The sequence below is a fragment of the Marinomonas phaeophyticola genome (genome assembly GCF_026966905.1).
Lineage (GTDB): Bacteria > Pseudomonadota > Gammaproteobacteria > Pseudomonadales > Marinomonadaceae > Marinomonas > Marinomonas phaeophyticola.
The window spans coordinates 420,855-439,232 of sequence record NZ_JAPUBN010000013.1 but is presented as its reverse complement, the minus strand read 5'-3'; the positions used below and the strand labels follow the sequence as shown (position 1 = coordinate 439,232).

At 40.7% G+C, this 18,378-nt stretch carries 16 protein-coding genes; 8 read left to right on the top strand and 8 right to left on the bottom strand.

The window, feature by feature from the left end:
• Positions 1–92: 92 nt before the first annotated feature.
• On the bottom strand, positions 93–962 hold the full coding sequence (locus tag O1D97_RS08220) for a helix-turn-helix transcriptional regulator (protein ID WP_269124572.1): 870 nt from the start codon (positions 960–962) through the stop codon (positions 93–95).
• A gap of 194 nt (positions 963–1,156) precedes the next feature.
• Between O1D97_RS08220 and O1D97_RS08215 the strand changes: the two genes are divergently transcribed.
• From O1D97_RS08215 to O1D97_RS08205, 3 genes are all read left to right on the top strand, one after another.
• Positions 1,157–2,263, top strand: a complete 1,107-nt coding sequence (locus O1D97_RS08215) for a Zn-dependent alcohol dehydrogenase (protein WP_269124570.1) — start codon at positions 1,157–1,159, stop codon at positions 2,261–2,263.
• Between the two features lie 41 nt (positions 2,264–2,304).
• A complete protein-coding gene (locus O1D97_RS08210; protein ID WP_269124568.1) occupies positions 2,305–3,126 on the top strand; it encodes an alpha/beta hydrolase in 822 nt (273 codons plus the stop codon).
• A gap of 67 nt (positions 3,127–3,193) precedes the next feature.
• On the top strand, positions 3,194–4,417 hold the full coding sequence (locus O1D97_RS08205) for an ABC transporter substrate-binding protein (RefSeq protein WP_269124566.1): 1,224 nt from the start codon (positions 3,194–3,196) through the stop codon (positions 4,415–4,417).
• Between the two features lie 106 nt (positions 4,418–4,523).
• On the opposite strand, the gene dapB is transcribed toward O1D97_RS08205, so the two are convergent.
• The 3 genes from dapB to pomA form a co-directional block, all read right to left on the bottom strand.
• Complete coding sequence (dapB, locus tag O1D97_RS08200) at positions 4,524–5,324, bottom strand: 4-hydroxy-tetrahydrodipicolinate reductase (protein WP_269124564.1); 801 nt, start codon at positions 5,322–5,324, stop codon at positions 4,524–4,526.
• Between the two features lie 100 nt (positions 5,325–5,424).
• A complete protein-coding gene (locus O1D97_RS08195; protein ID WP_269124562.1) occupies positions 5,425–6,438 on the bottom strand; it encodes a flagellar motor protein MotB in 1,014 nt (337 codons plus the stop codon).
• 51 nt (positions 6,439–6,489) lie between these two features.
• Positions 6,490–7,245 carry a flagellar motor protein PomA gene (gene pomA / locus O1D97_RS08190; protein WP_269124560.1) on the bottom strand — a complete coding sequence of 252 codons (756 nt, stop codon included), beginning with the start codon at positions 7,243–7,245 and terminating at the stop codon, positions 6,490–6,492.
• A 168-nt stretch (positions 7,246–7,413) separates the two neighbouring features.
• Here pomA and O1D97_RS08185 point away from each other — a divergent pair, with 168 nt between their 5' ends.
• From O1D97_RS08185 to dxs, 3 genes are read left to right on the top strand one after another with little or no spacing between them, the layout of a single operon-like run.
• Positions 7,414–7,656, top strand: a complete 243-nt coding sequence (locus O1D97_RS08185; protein WP_269124558.1) for an exodeoxyribonuclease VII small subunit — start codon at positions 7,414–7,416, stop codon at positions 7,654–7,656.
• Positions 7,653–8,534, top strand: a complete 882-nt coding sequence (ispA, locus tag O1D97_RS08180; RefSeq protein WP_269124556.1) for a (2E,6E)-farnesyl diphosphate synthase — start codon at positions 7,653–7,655, stop codon at positions 8,532–8,534. Before O1D97_RS08185 ends, ispA begins: the two co-directional genes overlap by 4 nt.
• A 48-nt stretch (positions 8,535–8,582) precedes the next feature.
• Positions 8,583–10,469: a 1-deoxy-D-xylulose-5-phosphate synthase gene (gene dxs, locus O1D97_RS08175; protein WP_269124822.1), complete on the top strand. Its 1,887-nt coding sequence runs from the start codon at positions 8,583–8,585 to the stop codon at positions 10,467–10,469.
• A gap of 108 nt (positions 10,470–10,577) precedes the next feature.
• On the opposite strand, the gene O1D97_RS08170 is transcribed toward dxs, so the two are convergent.
• Positions 10,578–12,212, bottom strand: coding sequence for a Na/Pi cotransporter family protein (locus O1D97_RS08170; RefSeq protein WP_269124554.1), 1,635 nt, complete (start codon positions 12,210–12,212; stop codon positions 10,578–10,580).
• A gap of 300 nt (positions 12,213–12,512) precedes the next feature.
• Between O1D97_RS08170 and O1D97_RS08165 the strand changes: the two genes are divergently transcribed.
• On the top strand, positions 12,513–12,689 hold the full coding sequence (locus O1D97_RS08165) for a Flp family type IVb pilin (RefSeq protein ID WP_269124552.1): 177 nt from the start codon (positions 12,513–12,515) through the stop codon (positions 12,687–12,689).
• Between the two features lie 144 nt (positions 12,690–12,833).
• Here O1D97_RS08165 and O1D97_RS08160 read toward each other — a convergent pair whose 3' ends face one another.
• Genes O1D97_RS08160 through O1D97_RS19875 form a run of 3 tightly spaced genes read right to left on the bottom strand, consistent with a single transcriptional unit; the run spans position 12,834 to position 16,670 of the window.
• The gene (locus tag O1D97_RS08160) at positions 12,834–14,441 is read right to left on the bottom strand and encodes an isocitrate lyase (protein ID WP_269124551.1); all 1,608 of its coding nucleotides are present in this window, start codon (positions 14,439–14,441) and stop codon (positions 12,834–12,836) included.
• Between the two features lie 52 nt (positions 14,442–14,493).
• On the bottom strand, positions 14,494–15,732 hold the full coding sequence (locus O1D97_RS19880) for a malate synthase G (protein ID WP_428981108.1): 1,239 nt from the start codon (positions 15,730–15,732) through the stop codon (positions 14,494–14,496).
• Complete coding sequence (locus tag O1D97_RS19875; RefSeq protein WP_428981107.1) at positions 15,729–16,670, bottom strand: aldolase/citrate lyase/malate synthase family protein; 942 nt, start codon at positions 16,668–16,670, stop codon at positions 15,729–15,731. Before O1D97_RS19875 ends, O1D97_RS19880 begins: the two co-directional genes overlap by 4 nt.
• 132 nt (positions 16,671–16,802) lie before the next feature.
• Here O1D97_RS19875 and O1D97_RS08150 point away from each other — a divergent pair, with 132 nt between their 5' ends.
• The gene (locus tag O1D97_RS08150) at positions 16,803–18,323 is read left to right on the top strand and encodes a DUF3612 domain-containing protein (RefSeq protein WP_269124550.1); all 1,521 of its coding nucleotides are present in this window, start codon (positions 16,803–16,805) and stop codon (positions 18,321–18,323) included.
• The last annotated feature ends 55 nt before the right edge of the window (positions 18,324–18,378 follow it).

The window sequence follows — 18,378 nt, the reverse complement described above, 5'->3', positions numbered from 1 at the left end:
CCTCTAAAAGTCATCAACATATTATTAGAATACGAGTAATCACGAGAGATAAACACTGAACATCTTGTCAAAAATATCATATATTTGCACTATCAACTTTCTCTTACAGAACGTCCAAGTAATTCATTTCGATATTGCTTGGGGGTAATATTAAATTGCTTTTTAAATAAAGAGATAAAGTGAGATGGATTTGAAAACTCTAATTCATAACTAATTTCAGTTATCGATTTATTCGTTTGAGTTAACATTCTGGCAGCACTATAGAGCTTATGCCGCACGGTATACTCAGAAAAATTAAAACGAAAAATACTCTTAAATAAACGGGAAAAATAAGACGTTGATATATGGCAAAGCTCCGCCGCTTCCACTAAAGACAGTTCAACATAGGTATTATGCCGAAACAAATCGATTACTGGCGCTAATCTCTCATAACCTTTACTTGTTGTGATCGGCTGAGCATGGAGATGACTGACCGGCTTGGCATGCTCTACAACCCAGAGAATCAACAATTTCAATAAAGTTAGACTCATAACACTGTGAGGATCAATGCTATAGCTATCTTTCAACCATTTTACCTGCGTCTGAACATTTGCCAATTGTTCCTTATTAAGCCGTAAATGAATCCCAAACTGTAAAAATGACGCTTCTTTCATAAGGTTGTTTTCGGCTAAAAACTCAGGTAAAAACTGAATAATAGTCCAAGATTTTTTCTTATTACTGAGTTCAAAGTCATGAGTTTCTAAGGCTGGCGTAAAGACAATATCATTGTCTTTTAATTGAGATTCCCCTTGAGAATAGAAGTAAGAGCCGTCTATCTCATCAAAAATAATAAACTCATGAACTTCATGAAAGTGCATAAAGCAAGAATAGCTTTCACGAGCTTTGTAGGAAATGCTGTGGACTTCAAACTGAAACCCCTCTTGGATGCAAAAAGGCTCACAGTAAGTTTGTGTTTTTATCATTATTATTGCCCTTTAGGATAAATGAATTTACAAAATATCATAATCTCATACTTTTAACACATCCCTTAGAAAACCATAAAAACCACAAATTCATGTTATTACCAGACAACAATTTGGCAGAACCCCCTATTCTTTACATGCTTTAATCAACTTAACAAATGACTTTGTCATCCATGATTAATTAAGGAGCGTTTATGACTAGCGCACAAGCAATCGTCTCAGATGGGAAAGGGGATTTCAAAATTTCAACAGTTGAAGTTGGCCTTCCTTTAACTGACGAAGTACAAATACAAATTAAAGCTTGTGGCATTTGTCATACGGATTGGGACTCTATTCAAAATTGGAATAAAGACTTCATCATCGGCCACGAAGGCGCCGGTATCGTTACCGCAATAGGAGATAAAGTTAGCAAGGTATCTGTCGGTGACCATGTAATTTTAAACTGGGCTATCCCTTGCGGAAACTGCTTTCAATGCAGAGAGGGCAACCAGCATATATGCGAACAGAACTCACCTGTATGTGGTTGTGGGCTTATGGGGCACGCTCATGCTGAAGCATGCCAATTCAAAAACAATCCATTAGAAAGATCATTTCATCTTGGCACTATGAGCGAATTAACAGTAGTTAAAGAGGCTGCCGTTGTCAAAATAGAGAAAGATATCCCCTTTGCGACCGCTGCTATTATAGGTTGCGGTGTCATGACAGGGTGGGGCTCTGTTGTGAATGCAGCTCACCTTCAAGCAGGCAGCTCCGCATGTGTTATTGGTTGCGGAGGTGTTGGACTCAACGTAATCCAGGCGGCAAAATTATCAGGGGCCGCGCAAATCATTGCGATTGATATTAATGAAGAACGACTACAGCAAGCAATTGATTTTGGTGCCACGCACGGAATTATTGCGCAAAAATCAGACCTTGATTTTAAACATGTCGCTCTACAAGTAAAGGCATTAACAGATGGCCGAGGCAGTGACTACGCCTTTGAGTGTACCGCTATTCCGGCTCTCGGATCAGCTCCATTAGCCCTCATTCGTAATGCCGGTGTCGCGATACAGGTTAGTGGCATTGAACAGCGTATCGATTTTGACTGTGAACTATTTGAGTGGGATAAAACCTATATCAATCCTTTATACGGTATGTGTAGCCCAGATAGAGATTTCCCGAGAATTCTTTCACTTTATAAGAATGGCTCTCTCAAGCTCGATGAGCTTGTTAGTAAAACCTATTCATTAGAGACGGTCACACAAGCCTTTGATGATTTACTAAATGGAAGCATTGCTAAAGGTGTGGTGCTCTTTGATTAATACACGTCTTAGAACACTAAATACAAAGATGGAATCGTGATATGACAATCAAACGGTTAGAGGTCTCAAACTCATGTTATACGGCCCGCAATACTCAAATCATCACCATTCATTCCTCTCATCTTAAACGACGTCAAGATGTCTCTATTTATAACGTTGACTCAAAAGACAGTGATGTTCCTATCATCATTCTTTTACATGGAGTATATGGTAACCATTGGGTATGGATGCATCTTGGGGGTGTTCATCAGGTCTACGAGAAGTTAAAACAAAGCCATAACCTAGGTGAATTCATTTTAGTAATGCCATCTGATGGTGGTTTTCAAGATGGTTCAGCTTACTTACCCACTCGTTCTCATGGTAATTACGAGAAGTGGATCATGGAAGATGTGCTTAATGGTGTCATTAATACCGTTACTGGCGCAAGCCCAAACAGTCGAGTTTATTTAACGGGATTGTCAATGGGAGGCTATGGTGCATTACGTTTAGGGGCAAAATATGCGACAAATATATGCGGTATTGCTGGACACTCCTCAATTACCCATCTGTCACAATTGCCTCTGTTTACTGATACCCCATTAACGGAATACACATGCGAGAAAGAAGAAGACGCCGACATTTTATATTGGATACAGAAAAATGCATCGCAACTGCCACCACTAAGGCTCGACTGCGGCGAAGATGACCTATTATTTGATGACAATATTAAGTTCAGCTCTGAATTAACGCGTCTAAATATTCCCCATCAATTTGATCGACTTCCTGGAGAACACAGTTGGGATTATTGGAACAAAAACATTCAACGCTCTTTGCTCTTTTTCCATAACATCGAATATCCGAATTCTAAAATAGAGACAATTTAATAAAAATTCGTCTTTAAATACAACAATCCATGTTCCATTAAATAAAAACAAAAAGAGGATACAATCAATGAAAAAAATCCAATCCTTACTTGCGCCACTTTTGCTGGCTACATCGATAGCAACAGTGCATGCAGACACTCTAGTAATCAACTCAGATCAGGCAGATCCAGCACCAAAAGCCGCTTTTGAACAAATCATCTCTAAATTCAAATCAGAAAACCCAGAGATTGATGTCAAATATAACCTCTATGATAAAGAAGGATATAAAACCGCTATTCGTAACTGGTTATCTACATCACCACCAGATGTTGTATTTTGGTATGCGGGTAATAGGATGAAAACCTTTGTTGATCGCAACCTTTTCGATGATGTTAGCGATATATGGAGTGACTTAAACCTTAAAGAATCTATGCCCTCCACCACCTCTTCGATGACCATTAATGATAAACAATGGGGTATCCCTTATACCTATTATCAAGTGGGTGTTTACTATCGCAAAGACCTCTTTGATAAGTTTGGTTTAGCTGAACCGACAACATGGCAAGAGCTATTAGATGCCAGCGCTACATTAAAGAAAAACGATATTGCTCCGATCGCTATTGGAACAAAATATTTATGGCCTGCAGCCGCATGGTTTGACTACATCAACCTTCGTCTAAACGGTCTTGAGTTTCATATGGACTTAATGGAAGGACGTGCTTCTTATACCGATGAGAGAGTAAAAAATGTCTTCAAACATTGGAGAGAGTTGGTTGACCCTGGCTACTTCCTTGAAAATCACTCCTCTTATTCTTGGCAAGAAGCTCAGCCTTTCTTATACAACGGCAGTGCAGCTATGTATTTAATAGGTAATTATATTGCTCCTAACTTTCCAAAAGAATTGGATGGCAAAATGGGATTCTTTCAATTCCCTGTCATAGATCCAAACGTTCCTATTGCGGAAGATGCACCGACTGACACCATTCACATTCCTGCAAAAGCAGCGAATAAAAAAGATGCTCGTAAATTTTTAAAATTTATGGCCAGACCTGATAATCAAACCCTAGTAAATAAAGCACTATTGCAAATACCAACCCATAAAGAGGCTTCTGCAGTAGACAATTACTTCTTAAACAAAGGTGTCGAAGTACTAGGAAAAGCCGATGGTACCGCTCAATTTTATGATAGAGATACCCATCCGAATATGGCAAAAGAAGGCATGAAAGGCTTTCAAGAATTTATGGTTAAACCAGACAGACTAGATAATATTTTGAAACGTTTAGAAAAAGTACGTCAGCGTACCTTTAAATAAACGGACCGTTAAACAATAACCATAGCAACAATACAAAAAGGGCCATCACCTCCTAAATAATAAGAGTGTGATAGCCCTTTTTACTAACAACAATGCAAGCGTTTTTTTATTTAAGGCCTAGCACATCTTGCATGTCATATAGACCAGCCTCTTTATCCGCAAGCCAATAGGCGGCTCTTAACGCCCCTTTAGCAAAAGTCATACGACTACTGGCTTTATGCGCAATTTCAATTCGCTCACCTTCTGTCGCAAACCAAACACTGTGTTCACCAACAACATCACCAGCTCGGATGGTTTCAAAACCGATCTCTTTACGTGTACGTGCACCTGTCTGACCTTCACGACCGTATACGGCACACTCTTTTAAATCTCTATTGAGTGCTTTAGCAAGTACTTCACCCATAGCAAGAGCGGTACCAGAAGGAGAATCAACTTTGTGTCTATGATGTGCTTCTATTACTTCAACATCATAATCATCGCCTAAAATAGAAGCGGCCGTAGCTAGCAATTTTAGGGTTAAGTTAACGCCTACACTCATATTGGCAGAAAACATAATAGGTGTTTGTTTTGCAAAACCATATAACACGGCTTTTTCATCATCTGTAAGCCCTGTTGTGCCCACAACCATGGTTTTTTGATGCGCTGCACAAAGTTCAGCATTTTTTAATGTAAGTTGAGGCATAGTAAAATCTATCAGCACGTCAAAATCACCAATACAAGCCGCAAGCGAGTCTACAATCGTAACACCTAACTTACCAATTCCAGCCATTTCTCCAGCATCCGCACCGATTAAACTACTCCCCTCTTTTTCAATAGCCGCACCTAATGTGCAATTTTCGGATTCAGATACCGCTGTAATTAACGTTCTTCCCATGCGCCCTGAAGCACCAATAATAGCAACTCGCATTTATTCTACCTTTCGCTTCTTAAGAATAAGGCCATACCTTATTACCATTCATAAAAATCATGCCTACTGAGCATATCAGAAGACGATTAATTAACGTGCCTTAAAAGACTTCATTTGGTGATAACTCAAAGACTGGAGGCGGAACAAAAACCTCGTCATCGTCCACATTCCCTGGTGGAGAAACGGAATCAAGACCAAATACTTTATTTGCAACATTCGCTTTAGCCAAATCATTCTGCTTGATTATGATTTCTACACGGCGATTCGTTGCCCTATTTTGAGGAGAGTCATTTGGTACTAGCGGCCTTGCATCCGCATATCCAGTTACGGCAAAGCGGCTTTCAACTAATAAACCGGATGAAAATAATTCTTCAGCAACTGAAATAGCCCTAGCAGATGACAGCTGCCAATTTGAGCTAAAACGACGACTGTCTATTGGAATATTATCCGTATGACCTTCGACCGCAATGGTACCTTTAACGCCAATTAAAACATCTCGAACCATATCAATAACTGGAATGAAGTCATAATTCAATTCAGCAGAACCAGACCTAAAAGAACCTTTCTCTTTCAAACGAATGGTTATCGTACGCTCTTGAGTCTCCACTTCAACCGTGCCTTTCGAGATTTCCTCTCTCAATACAGACGCAACTTGTTGAGCATCCGCTTCTGTCTGCTTTACCTCTTCTTCGCGTTTTAAATCCGCTTGGGACTTCTCTACTAAGGTACTTTCTCCCTCCGCCCCGACGCCTTCTTGCTCATTTAAAGTAGCGCTTTCAGGTTTACATTGAACTTCTAACGTATTATCAGGAGTATCATCCGCTTTTTGGCGAACTTCATTTATCGGTGTCGGCTCCGGCCGACCAGGACTAAATTCTTGAGCAATAATCGACGTTCCCATAGGGATGGACTCTGCCTCAATTTGCTTTTGTACACCAAACGCCGCTCGCATAGAACCGGCTAACTGTTTAAATTTCAAAACATCCATTTCTGCAAACGACAAAAGCAATACGAAAAAGCACATAAGCAGAGACATTAAGTCTGCAAATGTACCCATATACGCTGGCAATCCCTCAATACATTCGGGGCAATCCGCTTCTTCTTCGTCACTCATCCATTAACTTCCACTAAAACGTTTCTATTGAAATATTCATTAATCGAACGATCACTCTCTTTCCAGTCGTTTTTTCTCTGGAATATACGTTTTCAACATACCATCAATTACTCGCGGATTTTGACCCGCTTGGATAGCAAGCAAAGCGTCAAGAATTAATGATTGAGCCTTTAATTCTTCATTTCCGCGGTTTTCCAATTTCGCTTGTAAAGGCAAACACACCATATTCGCCAACATAGCGCCATATAACGTCGTTAAAAGAGCGACCGCCATAGCTGGACCAATCGATTTAGGGTCATCCATATTTGCAAGCATTTGCACCAAACCAACCAAGGTACCTATCATCCCCATAGCAGGACCAGTATCACCTAAAGATTTGAATATTTTCGCGCCTTCATCATGACGAGTAAACGACATTTTCATGTCTTTGGAGAGCTGAGTTTTAACGACATTAGCATCATGTCCATCTACCAGCATTTGAATGCCTTTCGATAAAAAAGGATGACTAACCTCTTTTCCTTCTAAAGAAAGTAAACCGCCTTTACGAGCTTCATCGGCTAGGTCATAAATTTCATCAATCAAAGCATCAACAGGTACACTTTTAAACATAAATGCTTTTGCGACAACTTTCCCAGCGCCAAGAAATTGGCTCAAAGGATATTGCATTAATACAACAAAAGTAGAACCGACCAAAACGATAAGGACTGAAGCTGGATCTAAGAACATTCCAGCCGAACCGCCAAGCAAAATAGCCATCATAACGATAGCAAATGCACCAATTAAACCTAATAGCGTTGCGATATCCACAACATACTCCTAATAAAAGCTTCCGAATGCCGAACTACATTGAATTTTAAACTAAAGCGGGGCTTTGGTCATATTTTGATAGAGTTTTTTTTACGGTACAGTAGATCTTACTCGAAGAATATGTATTTTTCTGTTACAAACGTATAGTTTTTTTTAAAAGAGACGACCATGACACGCAAAGCCAACGTAAAACACTTTGAAGATAAGTTATCCGAACTGGATTCTTTGGTAAAACAACTAGAATCCAATCAGTTATCACTTGAAGATGCACTTAAAGCCTTCGAAAAAGGTATCAAACTAAGTAATGATTGCCAGTCTGTTTTAACCCAAGCAGAACAGAAGGTACAGATTTTATTAGAAAATCAAGATGGTGAACATTTACAAACTTTTGACCCGGAAACCAATCAGTGAACCTTCAACAACTTAGAACCCTTTCCAGTGAACGTGTTGATTCTTACTTGAAAACGTCTCTATCAACATATCAAGCCGCCAACTCATTACATACGGCTATGCTTTATAGCCTTTTCAACGGAGGGAAAAGAGTACGCCCTATGTTAGTGTATGCCAGCGCTCAACTATTTGGTCCTATCACACCACTAACTGATGCCAGTGCCGCTGCCGTTGAAGCAATTCATGCCTACTCTCTTGTACACGATGATTTGCCTGCTATGGATGATGATGACCTACGCCGTGGTCAACCCACTTGCCATATAAAGTTTGATGAAGCGACTGCTATCTTAGCCGGAGATGCATTACAGACCTTCGCATTTGAAATGCTTAGTGATGCCTCATTAGAATCAGCCGCTACACAGATCCAACTAGTACAGACCTTAGCAAAGGCTTCTGGTCGACACGGGATGGTAACAGGTCAAATGATTGATCTAACTTCCGTTAACCAAACCATTGACAGACAAACATTGGAATTAATGCATCAACATAAAACGGGGGCCTTGATTAAAGCCGCCATTAAAATGGGAGCAATTAGTGCCCAATGTCAGGACCCAAAAGCCTTAGACGCATTGGATGGCTATGCCCACGCAATAGGGTTAGCATTTCAAGTTCAAGATGATATTTTAGACATCACCAGTGATACTCAAACATTAGGCAAAAATCAGTTTTCAGATGAAGATGCCAACAAACCGACCTACCCTAAACTATTAGGTTTAGAGGCATCAAAGCAACTGGTTATCGACCTGCATCAGCAAGCAAGCGAACAAATACGTCCTTTTGCAGAAAAAGGAAAATCATTAGTTGAGCTTGCTAACTATATTATTCACCGCAACCACTGATATACTAACGAGCTTATTTTTAAACTAGATGATGATTCATTCGTGACAATGTTCGAAACCATTCCAACGGAACGACCTACTACACCTTTACTTGACGATATCAATGAGCCAAGTGATTTACGACAACTCGCAAAAGAGCAATTACCTACACTAGTAAATGAATTAAGGGCGTTTCTTTTATACAGCGTTGGGCAAACAGGCGGTCATTTTGGTGCTGGACTTGGCGTTGCAGAACTAACTGTTGTATTGCACTATTTATTCAATACACCTGAAGACCGTTTGGTTTGGGATGTAGGTCATCAAACATACCCTCATAAAATATTAACGGGACGCCGCGAAGAGCTCCTCAACGTCAGACAAGAGCATGGAATATCAGGCTTTCCAAAAAGAGAAGAAAGCCCTTACGATACTTTTGGTGTTGGTCATTCAAGCACCTCAATTGGAGCCGCTTTAGGGATGGCACTGGCGGCAAAACAGCTCGATACTGGACGTAAAGCCGTTGCTATTATAGGCGATGGCGCCATGTCTGCAGGGATGGCATTTGAAGCATTAAATCACGCTGGTGATGTGAAAGCCGATATGTTGGTTATTTTAAACGATAATGACATGTCGATTTCAAGGCCTGTTGGTGCTCTTTCTAATTACTTCGCGCGAATTTGGGCGAGCAAAACCTATGATTCAGTTAGAGAAAGTGGCCGCAAAGTCTTAAAAGGCTTACCTTCGGCGCTGGAACTTGCTCGTAAAGCAGAAGAACACATGAAAGGCATGGTCGCCCCCGGCACTTTATTTGAAGAGCTTGGTTTTAACTACATTGGTCCTATTGATGGTCACGATATTGAACTTTTACTCACTACGATTGAGAACTTAAAAGACCGTAGTGGACCTCAGTTTTTACACGTAATCACCAAAAAAGGAAAAGGTTTCGAACCCGCTGAAGGCGACCCAATCGGTTATCATGCCATCAATAAAATTGAGCCAGAACCCATTACAGACATTGTCAAAAAAGACAACAAACCAAAATACAGTAATATTTTTGGTCGTTGGATTTGTGATACAGCAGAAGCGGACGATAAGTTAATCGCTATTACTCCAGCCATGAAAGAAGGTTCTGATCTCATTGAATTCGCGGGACGATTTAAAGACCGCTATTTTGATGTCGCCATAGCAGAACAGCATGCTGTTACTCTAGCCGCTGGCATGGCCTGCGACGGTTTAAAACCTGTTGTTGCGATTTATTCTACTTTCTTACAAAGGGCTTATGATCAACTCATACACGATGTTGCTTTGCAAAATTTGGATGTTTTATTTGCCATCGACAGGGCTGGATTAGTTGGGGAAGACGGTCCGACACACGCGGGCGTGTATGATCTAAGTTACTTACGCTGCATTCCAAATATGATAGTGGCCACACCTTCAGATGAAAACGAATGTCGACAACTATTACACACCGGCTATCAATATCCGGGACCTGCAGCAGTACGTTACCCTAGAGGTATTGGCCCTGGAGTACATATTGATACTGAATTAACCACCTTTACCATTGGAAAGGCACGTGTATTGCGTGAAGGTGACAGTGGTATTGTTATCTGTGGTTTTGGTAGCCCCACGTATACAGCAAAATACGCCGCAGAAAATCTCGATGCCACGCTACTTGATATGCGATTTGTTAAACCTATAGATGAAGCCGCACTCTTAAAATACGGCCAAGGAAAATTACTTGTTACTATTGAAGAGAATGCCATCATGGGAGGCGCAGGCTCGGCTGTTAGTGAGTTCTTACAAGCGAACCATATCAATACTCACCTGCTTCAACTTGGGCTACCTGATCGATACGAAGATCACGCCAGCCATAACGCCATGCTAAAACGCGTTCAACTAGATCAACTGGGGATAGCAAATGCCATTCAAAAGAAACTGCAAGCCATCGGTTTCTAGGCCATAAATAAAAGCCATCGTCAAAGGAAAGCGTTCCCTTCTTTTAACGATGGCTTTTTAAGCCTTTTATATTAAAAGCCATCTACTTTTAAGTTTCATACGCATACACTATATATTATTCGTTTCTTGCTTATAACGTTTTATTATCGGATACGCTGTTGCCACTAACAAAGAACAAATACGTTGTAAATCTCGTAATATATCCATGTGGATTTGGATTGATGACAAGGTATCTGGTATTTGATCTCGGATTCGACCCGTATGCTGTTCACGACACATGGCCAATTTATTACGATAAATGTGCTTCGCATCAATGAGCTCTGTCGCTAAGTCAGGATTTTTAGAAACATACACAGCTTGAGCTAAACGGAAAATTTCAAGTAACTCAAGAAACAACGCTCTTAATTCACTCTCTCCCTGCTCTGAAAACCGAATATTATCTTTATGCTTTTTACGAGCCAATACCATTAAACTCGCATCGATAATATCGCCCACATGCTCGAGGTTAGTAACAAAGTTAAAGGCATCTTGCCATTTGGCATGATCATCCGATGCGGTTTTAATATTCTTTATGGCGGACAAATAATACGTTACTTCTCGATGTATATTATCAATATCATCGTCTAGTTCTTTCACTCGATTAATATGCTTGCTGTTCCTAAAGGTTTTTGGAGAGTTTTCTAACATTTGATAAGCAATATCTGCAATGCGCAATGTTTCGTTAGTGACATTCGCCATGGCTCTCACTGGATGGTTGATATCATCTTGCGAAAGATAGACTGAAGACATGGGTTTATGAATCGCTTCGTCTAGGGATCGATTCGGGGAAATGTACTTTTTCAAAAATTCCGCCCAAAAAGACAGCATGCAAAGAAAAATAGCCCCATTAATAATATTGATAGTGACGTGAAATATCATGGGGGAGGCCAGTCCAATGGACTCCAAAGGTAACCAACCTGTTTGATTAATAAGGTAAATGAGTAAACCAATAACCACAGCCATTGATCGAATAATAAGATTACCAATGATAACAAGACGACCTTTAGCGCCAACGCCCCAACCTGAACTAAGAGCCGGTAATGCACCACCAATATTAGCGCCTAGCACCATAATCATTGAGGTATCAAAAGCAATCGCTCCATCAAGCACCAAATGGGTAATAATTAAAATGACGGCTAAACTTGAATGCACTAGCCAAGTAAAAATAGCCAGTAAAAATAAGGTTAAGAAGGGGTCATGGGCAAGTATATCAGTAAGGAAAACCATGCCTTCACCAGAACGCATGTTTGAAGTTGTGTTAGCAACAAGGGAGAGTGCCAATAATAGCAATCCTAACCCCATTAAAATACGCCCCCAATATTTATGCTTTCTTTTATGTGATTTTTGAAAAGTGATATAACCGACTAATAATAAGATAGGTGATAATAAGGACAAGTCGAAGCTTAATAACATCGCCATTAAACTAGAACCAATCTCAGCACCAACGGATAAGGCGAGCGCTGGAATTAATCCTAAAGCCCCTGTCGCCACAAATCCTGCTGCTAGAAGAACAACCGCCGTTCCGGATTGAAAAGCCGCCGCCGCAATAGCGCCAAGCGTGGTAGCTTGCAACCGACGCTTAGTCATCATACGAATTGCATTTTCTAAGCGGCTTTTATAGGCCCGTTCAAACCCTGTTCGAACCATTCTTATGGCCCAAAGTAAAAGCGCTATTGCGCCTGCTAACTGAATAAGCTCGTACATATAACCTATTTCAAAAATCAAAATTGAGTGGGTAAAAGACAGTATAAAGTCTTAATATTCTATAACCTTAGCATTTTTAGTAATATTACTGTAACAATTTAAAGTGGTATAGGCCGTTCTATTTAAGGTAATCATTTTTACAAGCAATATTTAATATATTCATTGAGTTATATACCTTTAGCATTTCACGGCTAACACAAAAAAATTTTAAATCATTAAGTTAACAAATATTAAAACAACACACCCATTCCTTATTTTGTGCTTTAATTGTTTATACAAATAAAATTATGAGCTTAGACTATGAGAAAAAGCCTGTCTTTATTTATTCAGAATAATAAAGGAGTAACGGCAATTGAATACGCCATCGTTGGCGTTGCCATAGCGGCAATTGTTGCTGCAGTCATGTCAAATCCTACATTGGAAAATTCACTATCAGGTGCTATATCTGAAATTGCTACCATTATTAATAGCGTCTAACAATATGATATTATCGTTTTAAAAACGACGACCTAGCAAAAAAAACTAATGACATAACATCATTAGTTTTTCTGTATAACTTAGGGCTTAACATACCAACTCTAGATTTCACTAACTAAGAGTCAGTGATGAAAGAACAAAACCTTAAGACGATACGACAAATTGATTCATTGTATTATCTTTTCCTGATGCTTTTAGCGCATTCGCCCCAGAGAAATATTCTTTATGGTCATCACCGATATTGGAGCCTGACATATCTTGGTGCTTAACGCAGGCCAACCCCTGTCTAATTTCTTTTCTTTGTACTTCTAATACATAACCCAGCATCCCTTGCTCACCAAAGTAATCTTTCGCTAGATTATCCGTTGATAATGCCGCTGTATGATAGGTTGGCAACGTAATCAGGTGATGAAAAATACCCGCTTGTTGTGCCGCGTCTCGTTGGAAGCGACGAATTCTATTATCCGCTTCTACCGACAAGTCGGTTTGATCATAATCAGACGACATCAAGGCGTTACGTTGGTATTGGCTTAAGTCACGGCCTTCTTCCAACCATGCATCAAACACCTGCTGACGAAAGTTTAATGTCCAGTTAAAAGATGGACTATTGTTGTAAACCAATTTTGCATTCGGCACAGCTTCACGAATACGGTTCACCAAGGCCGCTATCTGACCAATATGCGGCTTTTCTGTTTCAATCCAGAGCAAGTCCGCTCCATTTTGTAACGATGTAATGCAATCTAATACCGCTCTATCCGCACCAGTATTTTCCTTAAACCTCACCAATCCATTCGCTAGACGAATCGGTTTAATAACACGCTCACCTTGTTTTATTAACATGTCACCCGATTTCATTTGCGCCAGTGAAGTCACCTCTTCACCATCAATATACGCATTGTATTGATCTGCTAAATCCCCTTCTTCTTGAGAAACTGGGATCTTTTGAGTAAGCCCTGCTCCCAACGAATCGGTCCGTGCCACAATAACCCCTTCTTCTACGCCCAGTTCCATAAAGGCATAACGAACGGCATTAATTTTTGCCAAGAAGTCTTCGTGTGGCACAGTAACTTTACCGTCCTGATGACCACATTGCTTCGCATCAGATACCTGATTTTCAATTTGAATACAACAAGCACCGGCTTCGATCATTTTTTTCGCCAAAAGATAGGTCGCCTCTTCATTACCAAACCCGGCATCAATGTCCGCGATAATAGGAACAACATGGGTTTCAAATGCATCAATTTTCTCTTGCACAGATTTTGCTTTAACCTCATTACCTTCTTCCCGTGCAGTATCAAGATCTTTAAATAAATGCTGTAATTCACGGCTGTCAGCTTGTTTCAAAAAAGTATACAGTTCTTCAATTAACGCCGGAACGGAAGTTTTCTCATGCATAGATTGATCTGGTAAAGGCCCAAATTCAGAGCGCATCGCCGCCACCATCCAACCAGAAAGATATAAATAACGACGGCGAGTGGTGCCAAAATGCTTTTTAATGGAAATCATTTTTTGTTGGCCAATAAATCCATGCCAGCACCCCAAAGATTGGGTGTAGTTAGCCGCATCCTTATCGTAGTTGGCCATGTCTTCACGCATTATTTTTGCAGTATACTTGGCGATATCTAAACCGGTTTTAAAGCGGTTTTGTAATGCCATTCTGGCCACATACTCAGGGTTAATGGCCCCCCAAGATGGGCCTTTTCGGTCAAGAGTGGAATCGGCTTGCTGTATTTCATTTTGATAAGTTGTCATATCTATTCTCGCTATTTATTTTTATTCGTTAATAAAAGTACAAAGGGTATTACTAAAGGTTTTTAGCTTGTTTTACCTGAGCTCTGTGCTTATGAAGCAGTGGCTCTGTATATCCGTTCGGTTGATCGAGCGCTTGGAAGATCAACTCCTGAGCGGCGATAAATGCAGGACTTTGATCTGTCTTTGGTGACATAGCCTGGTAACCCGGTGTTAAGCTGTTTTGTTCATCCACTACAGCGGCCATACGCACCATAATCTGGTCAATCTGTTCTTTAGAACACACTCCATGCAATAGCCAATTCGCAACGTGTTGACTGGATATTCTTAAGGTCGCTCTGTCTTCCATTAAACCAATATTGTTAATATCCGGTACCTTGGAGCAGCCAACACCAGACTCAACCCAACGAACGACGTATCCTAAAATCCCTTGAATATTATTCTCAACTTCAGCTTCTATCGCCTCAACAGAAAGAGAACTCATTGAGTCTATAGTGGGTATTTTCAATAAGTCTGCTCGTGTTGATGGCACTCTATGTTTAATTTGGTTCTGCATCGAAACTACGTTCACCTTGTGATAATGCATCGCATGCAAGGTCGCCGCTGTAGGTGATGGCACCCAAGCCGTGTTGGCTCCCGCTTTAGGATGTGCTATTTTTTCATTCATCATAGCGGCCATTTCATCCGGCATCGCCCACATACCTTTACCTATTTGCGCCTTGCCTTGAAGCCCGCAATTTAGGCCAATTTCAACATTACGGTTCTCATAAGCTTGAATCCAAGGTTGCACCTTGATTTGATTTTTTGGTAAGAACGCCCCCGCATGCATACTGGTATGAATTTCATCACCCGTTCTATCCAGAAAGCCTGTATTAATAAACACAACTCGATCTTTCGCCGCACGAATGCACTCTTTTAAATTCAATGAAGTACGGCGCTCTTCATCCATGATGCCCATTTTGATCGTGTTTTTTGCTAGCCCTAACATGGCTTCAACCCGACTGAATAGAAGACAAGTAAATGCGACTTCTTCAGGTCCATGCATTTTTGGTTTAACTATATAAATACTGCCGGTTCGACTATTGTGAATAGGATTATCCTGTTGTAAATCCAATGCAGCTATGAGTGAAGTGACAACCGCATCAACAATCCCTTCTGGGGCGAAATTGCCCGCAGCATCCTGCATTAAATCACTTTGCATTAAGTGACCAACATTGCGAATTAATAGCAATGAGCGTCCAGGTAAAAGGTAATCTTGTCTATCCATACCGGTATAGCGTCTATCTCTATTCATACGTCTAATGAGAGACCGCCCCCTTTTTCCATACAGGCTTCCAAAGTACCTCGCATTAGCCCCAACCAATTTCTATAAACGTCTATTTTATCTTCTGCATCTACGGCGGCAACGGAGTCTTCACAATCAATAATGGTGCTTAAAGCCGACTCTAAAATCATGTCATTGATGTTAGCAATATCATGAATACCATTTTGACCATTCGGATCAAACTGCAACTCTACATGCAAACCATTATTTTTAAGCAGTAATGATTCGGGTTCATTACGCGGACCACTCAAAGCCACTAGCTGGCTAGGATCTTTTAATCCAGAAGAACTGCCATCGGAGAAAAACGCCAATAAATGGTTATAATAGACAACATAACTACAAGCATTTTGATGAGAACCCATTTCCAGTGGAAAAGTGTCGTCAAGAAAATCCTTTGCCATTGCAATAACTCGCTTACCTCGAGCTTCGTTATATTGAGCACCTTTTTCTAAACCCTCCTTTGCCGGAATGATGTCGCTGCCATAAAGAGCATCATATAAACTTCCCCAACGAGCATTCGCCGCATTAAGGGCAAAACGCGCATTCTTCACAGGAACCACTAATTGTGGGCCAGCCAATTCGGCAATTTCCTCATCTACGTTTTCTGTAGTAATAGAAAAGTCTTCCTTTTCCTCAACAAGGTATTGAATTTCCTGTAAAAACGCTTCGTATTCCAGAGCGTCAAACGGCTGACCTTTACGGTTAATGTGCCATTGGTCGATTTGCTCCTGCATGCGCTCTCTTGTGAGTAACAAGGTTTGATTAATCGGTGATAAATCAGCCACCAAGGTCTCAAAATCATTCCAGAATGTTGAAGAGTCCAACGCATGTAAGGGCAATACTTCCTCATTGATGAAGTTATAAAACCCCTCATTAATGAAGCTGCTTTTTTGTAGGGTCATATTCATCTTATCTACCTTCCTAGCCAGTTTGATCGTTATCACTTAGGTTTAAGCAATGACTGATTGCTTGATTTTTAGTCTAAGCGAAATTACACTAGAATTTCACAATAAGAATTACACAGTGTAAATTTTACAAAAATGAAACATAAAAATAGCCTCACACGTAAAACGCATTTCTTAGGAACTAAGATACGTAACCTAAGAAAACGTAACCGCCTAACGATGGAAGATTTATCCGCTCGTTGTATCAAAGTGGACCCAGAATCGGCCCCCTCGGTCTCCTATTTATCTATGATAGAAAGGGGCAAACGCATACCGAGTGAAGAGGTCTTAGAAGTCATTGCTAACGTCTTTCAAAAAGAGGTTGACTGGTTTTTAGACGATATTCCTGAGGCTGGAGACATCACACCAACCAAAGGTGCTCGTGGGGGGATAAACGGTATGGCCTTAGAACCTAACTTTCTATTTTCTAAGGAAATATTACAGATAGCCATTCCTGAAATGTTGTCTCAAACAGGTACCAGTGGACGGCAATTCGCGCACCTATTAATACGCGCTCACCAAGAACATCATCAAAACCATTTCCCAGATTTAGAACGTGCTGCGGAAGAGATAGGCCTAAAAAGGCTGCCTTTAAGTTTGGAAGAAATCCTCGCTATAACCAAACAAATGGGATTGAAAATCAAGTGGTTTGACAAGACCCCTGCAGCCGCTTTAGAGGGTATTGGATTAAATACGCAAAGTGTTGTCACTTCCTTTTTCGAGCCACCTAATCTCATTTATATTAACCAACGGATGAAATCTCAACCGCACCGTTTAAAGTATAATTTAGCCGTACATATTGGTCATGCAGCCCTCCATGACAAAGATGGAATGAAAAATATCTTAGTCACTGGACGCAATGAAATATCACCATTACAAGACCAAAGCATTCGTACCCAAACGTCAGATATGGAAGCACAAGATATCCTGCATGCATGGCGGGACTTTGAGTGCAGTTTTTTTGCGGGTGCATTGCTGTGCCCGAAAGTACCTTTTAGACAGATGCTTGATCGTAATGGTTATGAAATTAACACAGGTAAGCTCGTTGGCGTTTCAGAGTCGGTTGCCATGCGTCGGATGACAGCCGTTTCCCCTTACCCCCATTGGCACTACTTTGATGCCTACGCGCCGGGTAAATTAAAAGCCGTTTATCGAGGAAATGGTATCCCTTTACCCTGGGGAAATATGCGTGAGGTGGAAGACCCATGCCATCATTGGGCGGTATTTCGCATGATTAACGCCCCTTTAACGGGTACCTCTTCCCAAATTTCCATTCTGAATGTGGGCAATGAACCTCGTATTTATTCCTGTGAATCCGTCACAGCACAAGATTTAGCCGGTAATCATCATGTTCTGTGCTCTGGAATTGATCTTAATCCAGCGATTGAAGCTCAGGGCAAAGATGTTCTCAGCATTGCCAACGAGCTAAAGCAAGTCTGCGTCAACAATGGTGGCTCAGCCACTATCCCTAAAAATATAAAAAAAGATCTTATGAGTGTCGCTAAAATTCTCAATATAAACTGGGTTGAAAGAGGTATAGAGAACGACGCTAGGCTCATTTGCTCTCGAGGAGCGGTCTGCCCTAGAACACCAAGTTGCTACACTCAATGTCAATAAGGCACGAACAGGCTATCGATTACTCGTAGCGCCTTCATTAGACAAAAGTTGGCGC

Excerpts from the sequence above, each read along its gene's own strand:
- O1D97_RS08220 (WP_269124572.1), bottom strand. The coding sequence starts at position 962 with ATGATAAAAACACAAACTTACTGTGAGCCTTTTTGCATCCAAGAGGGG.
- O1D97_RS08215 (WP_269124570.1), top strand. The coding sequence starts at position 1,157 with ATGACTAGCGCACAAGCAATCGTCTCAGATGGGAAAGGGGATTTCAAA.
- O1D97_RS08210 (WP_269124568.1), top strand. The coding sequence starts at position 2,305 with ATGACAATCAAACGGTTAGAGGTCTCAAACTCATGTTATACGGCCCGC.
- O1D97_RS08205 (WP_269124566.1), top strand. The coding sequence starts at position 3,194 with ATGAAAAAAATCCAATCCTTACTTGCGCCACTTTTGCTGGCTACATCG.
- dapB (WP_269124564.1), bottom strand. The coding sequence starts at position 5,324 with ATGCGAGTTGCTATTATTGGTGCTTCAGGGCGCATGGGAAGAACGTTA.
- O1D97_RS08195 (WP_269124562.1), bottom strand. The coding sequence starts at position 6,438 with ATGAGTGACGAAGAAGAAGCGGATTGCCCCGAATGTATTGAGGGATTG.
- O1D97_RS08185 (WP_269124558.1), top strand. The coding sequence starts at position 7,414 with ATGACACGCAAAGCCAACGTAAAACACTTTGAAGATAAGTTATCCGAA.
- dxs (WP_269124822.1), top strand. The coding sequence starts at position 8,583 with ATGTTCGAAACCATTCCAACGGAACGACCTACTACACCTTTACTTGAC.
- O1D97_RS08170 (WP_269124554.1), bottom strand. The coding sequence starts at position 12,212 with ATGTACGAGCTTATTCAGTTAGCAGGCGCAATAGCGCTTTTACTTTGG.
- O1D97_RS08165 (WP_269124552.1), top strand. The coding sequence starts at position 12,513 with ATGAGAAAAAGCCTGTCTTTATTTATTCAGAATAATAAAGGAGTAACG.
- O1D97_RS08160 (WP_269124551.1), bottom strand. The coding sequence starts at position 14,441 with ATGACAACTTATCAAAATGAAATACAGCAAGCCGATTCCACTCTTGAC.
- O1D97_RS19880 (WP_428981108.1), bottom strand. The coding sequence starts at position 15,732 with ATGAATAGAGATAGACGCTATACCGGTATGGATAGACAAGATTACCTT.
- O1D97_RS19875 (WP_428981107.1), bottom strand. The coding sequence starts at position 16,670 with ATGAATATGACCCTACAAAAAAGCAGCTTCATTAATGAGGGGTTTTAT.
- O1D97_RS08150 (WP_269124550.1), top strand. The coding sequence starts at position 16,803 with ATGAAACATAAAAATAGCCTCACACGTAAAACGCATTTCTTAGGAACT.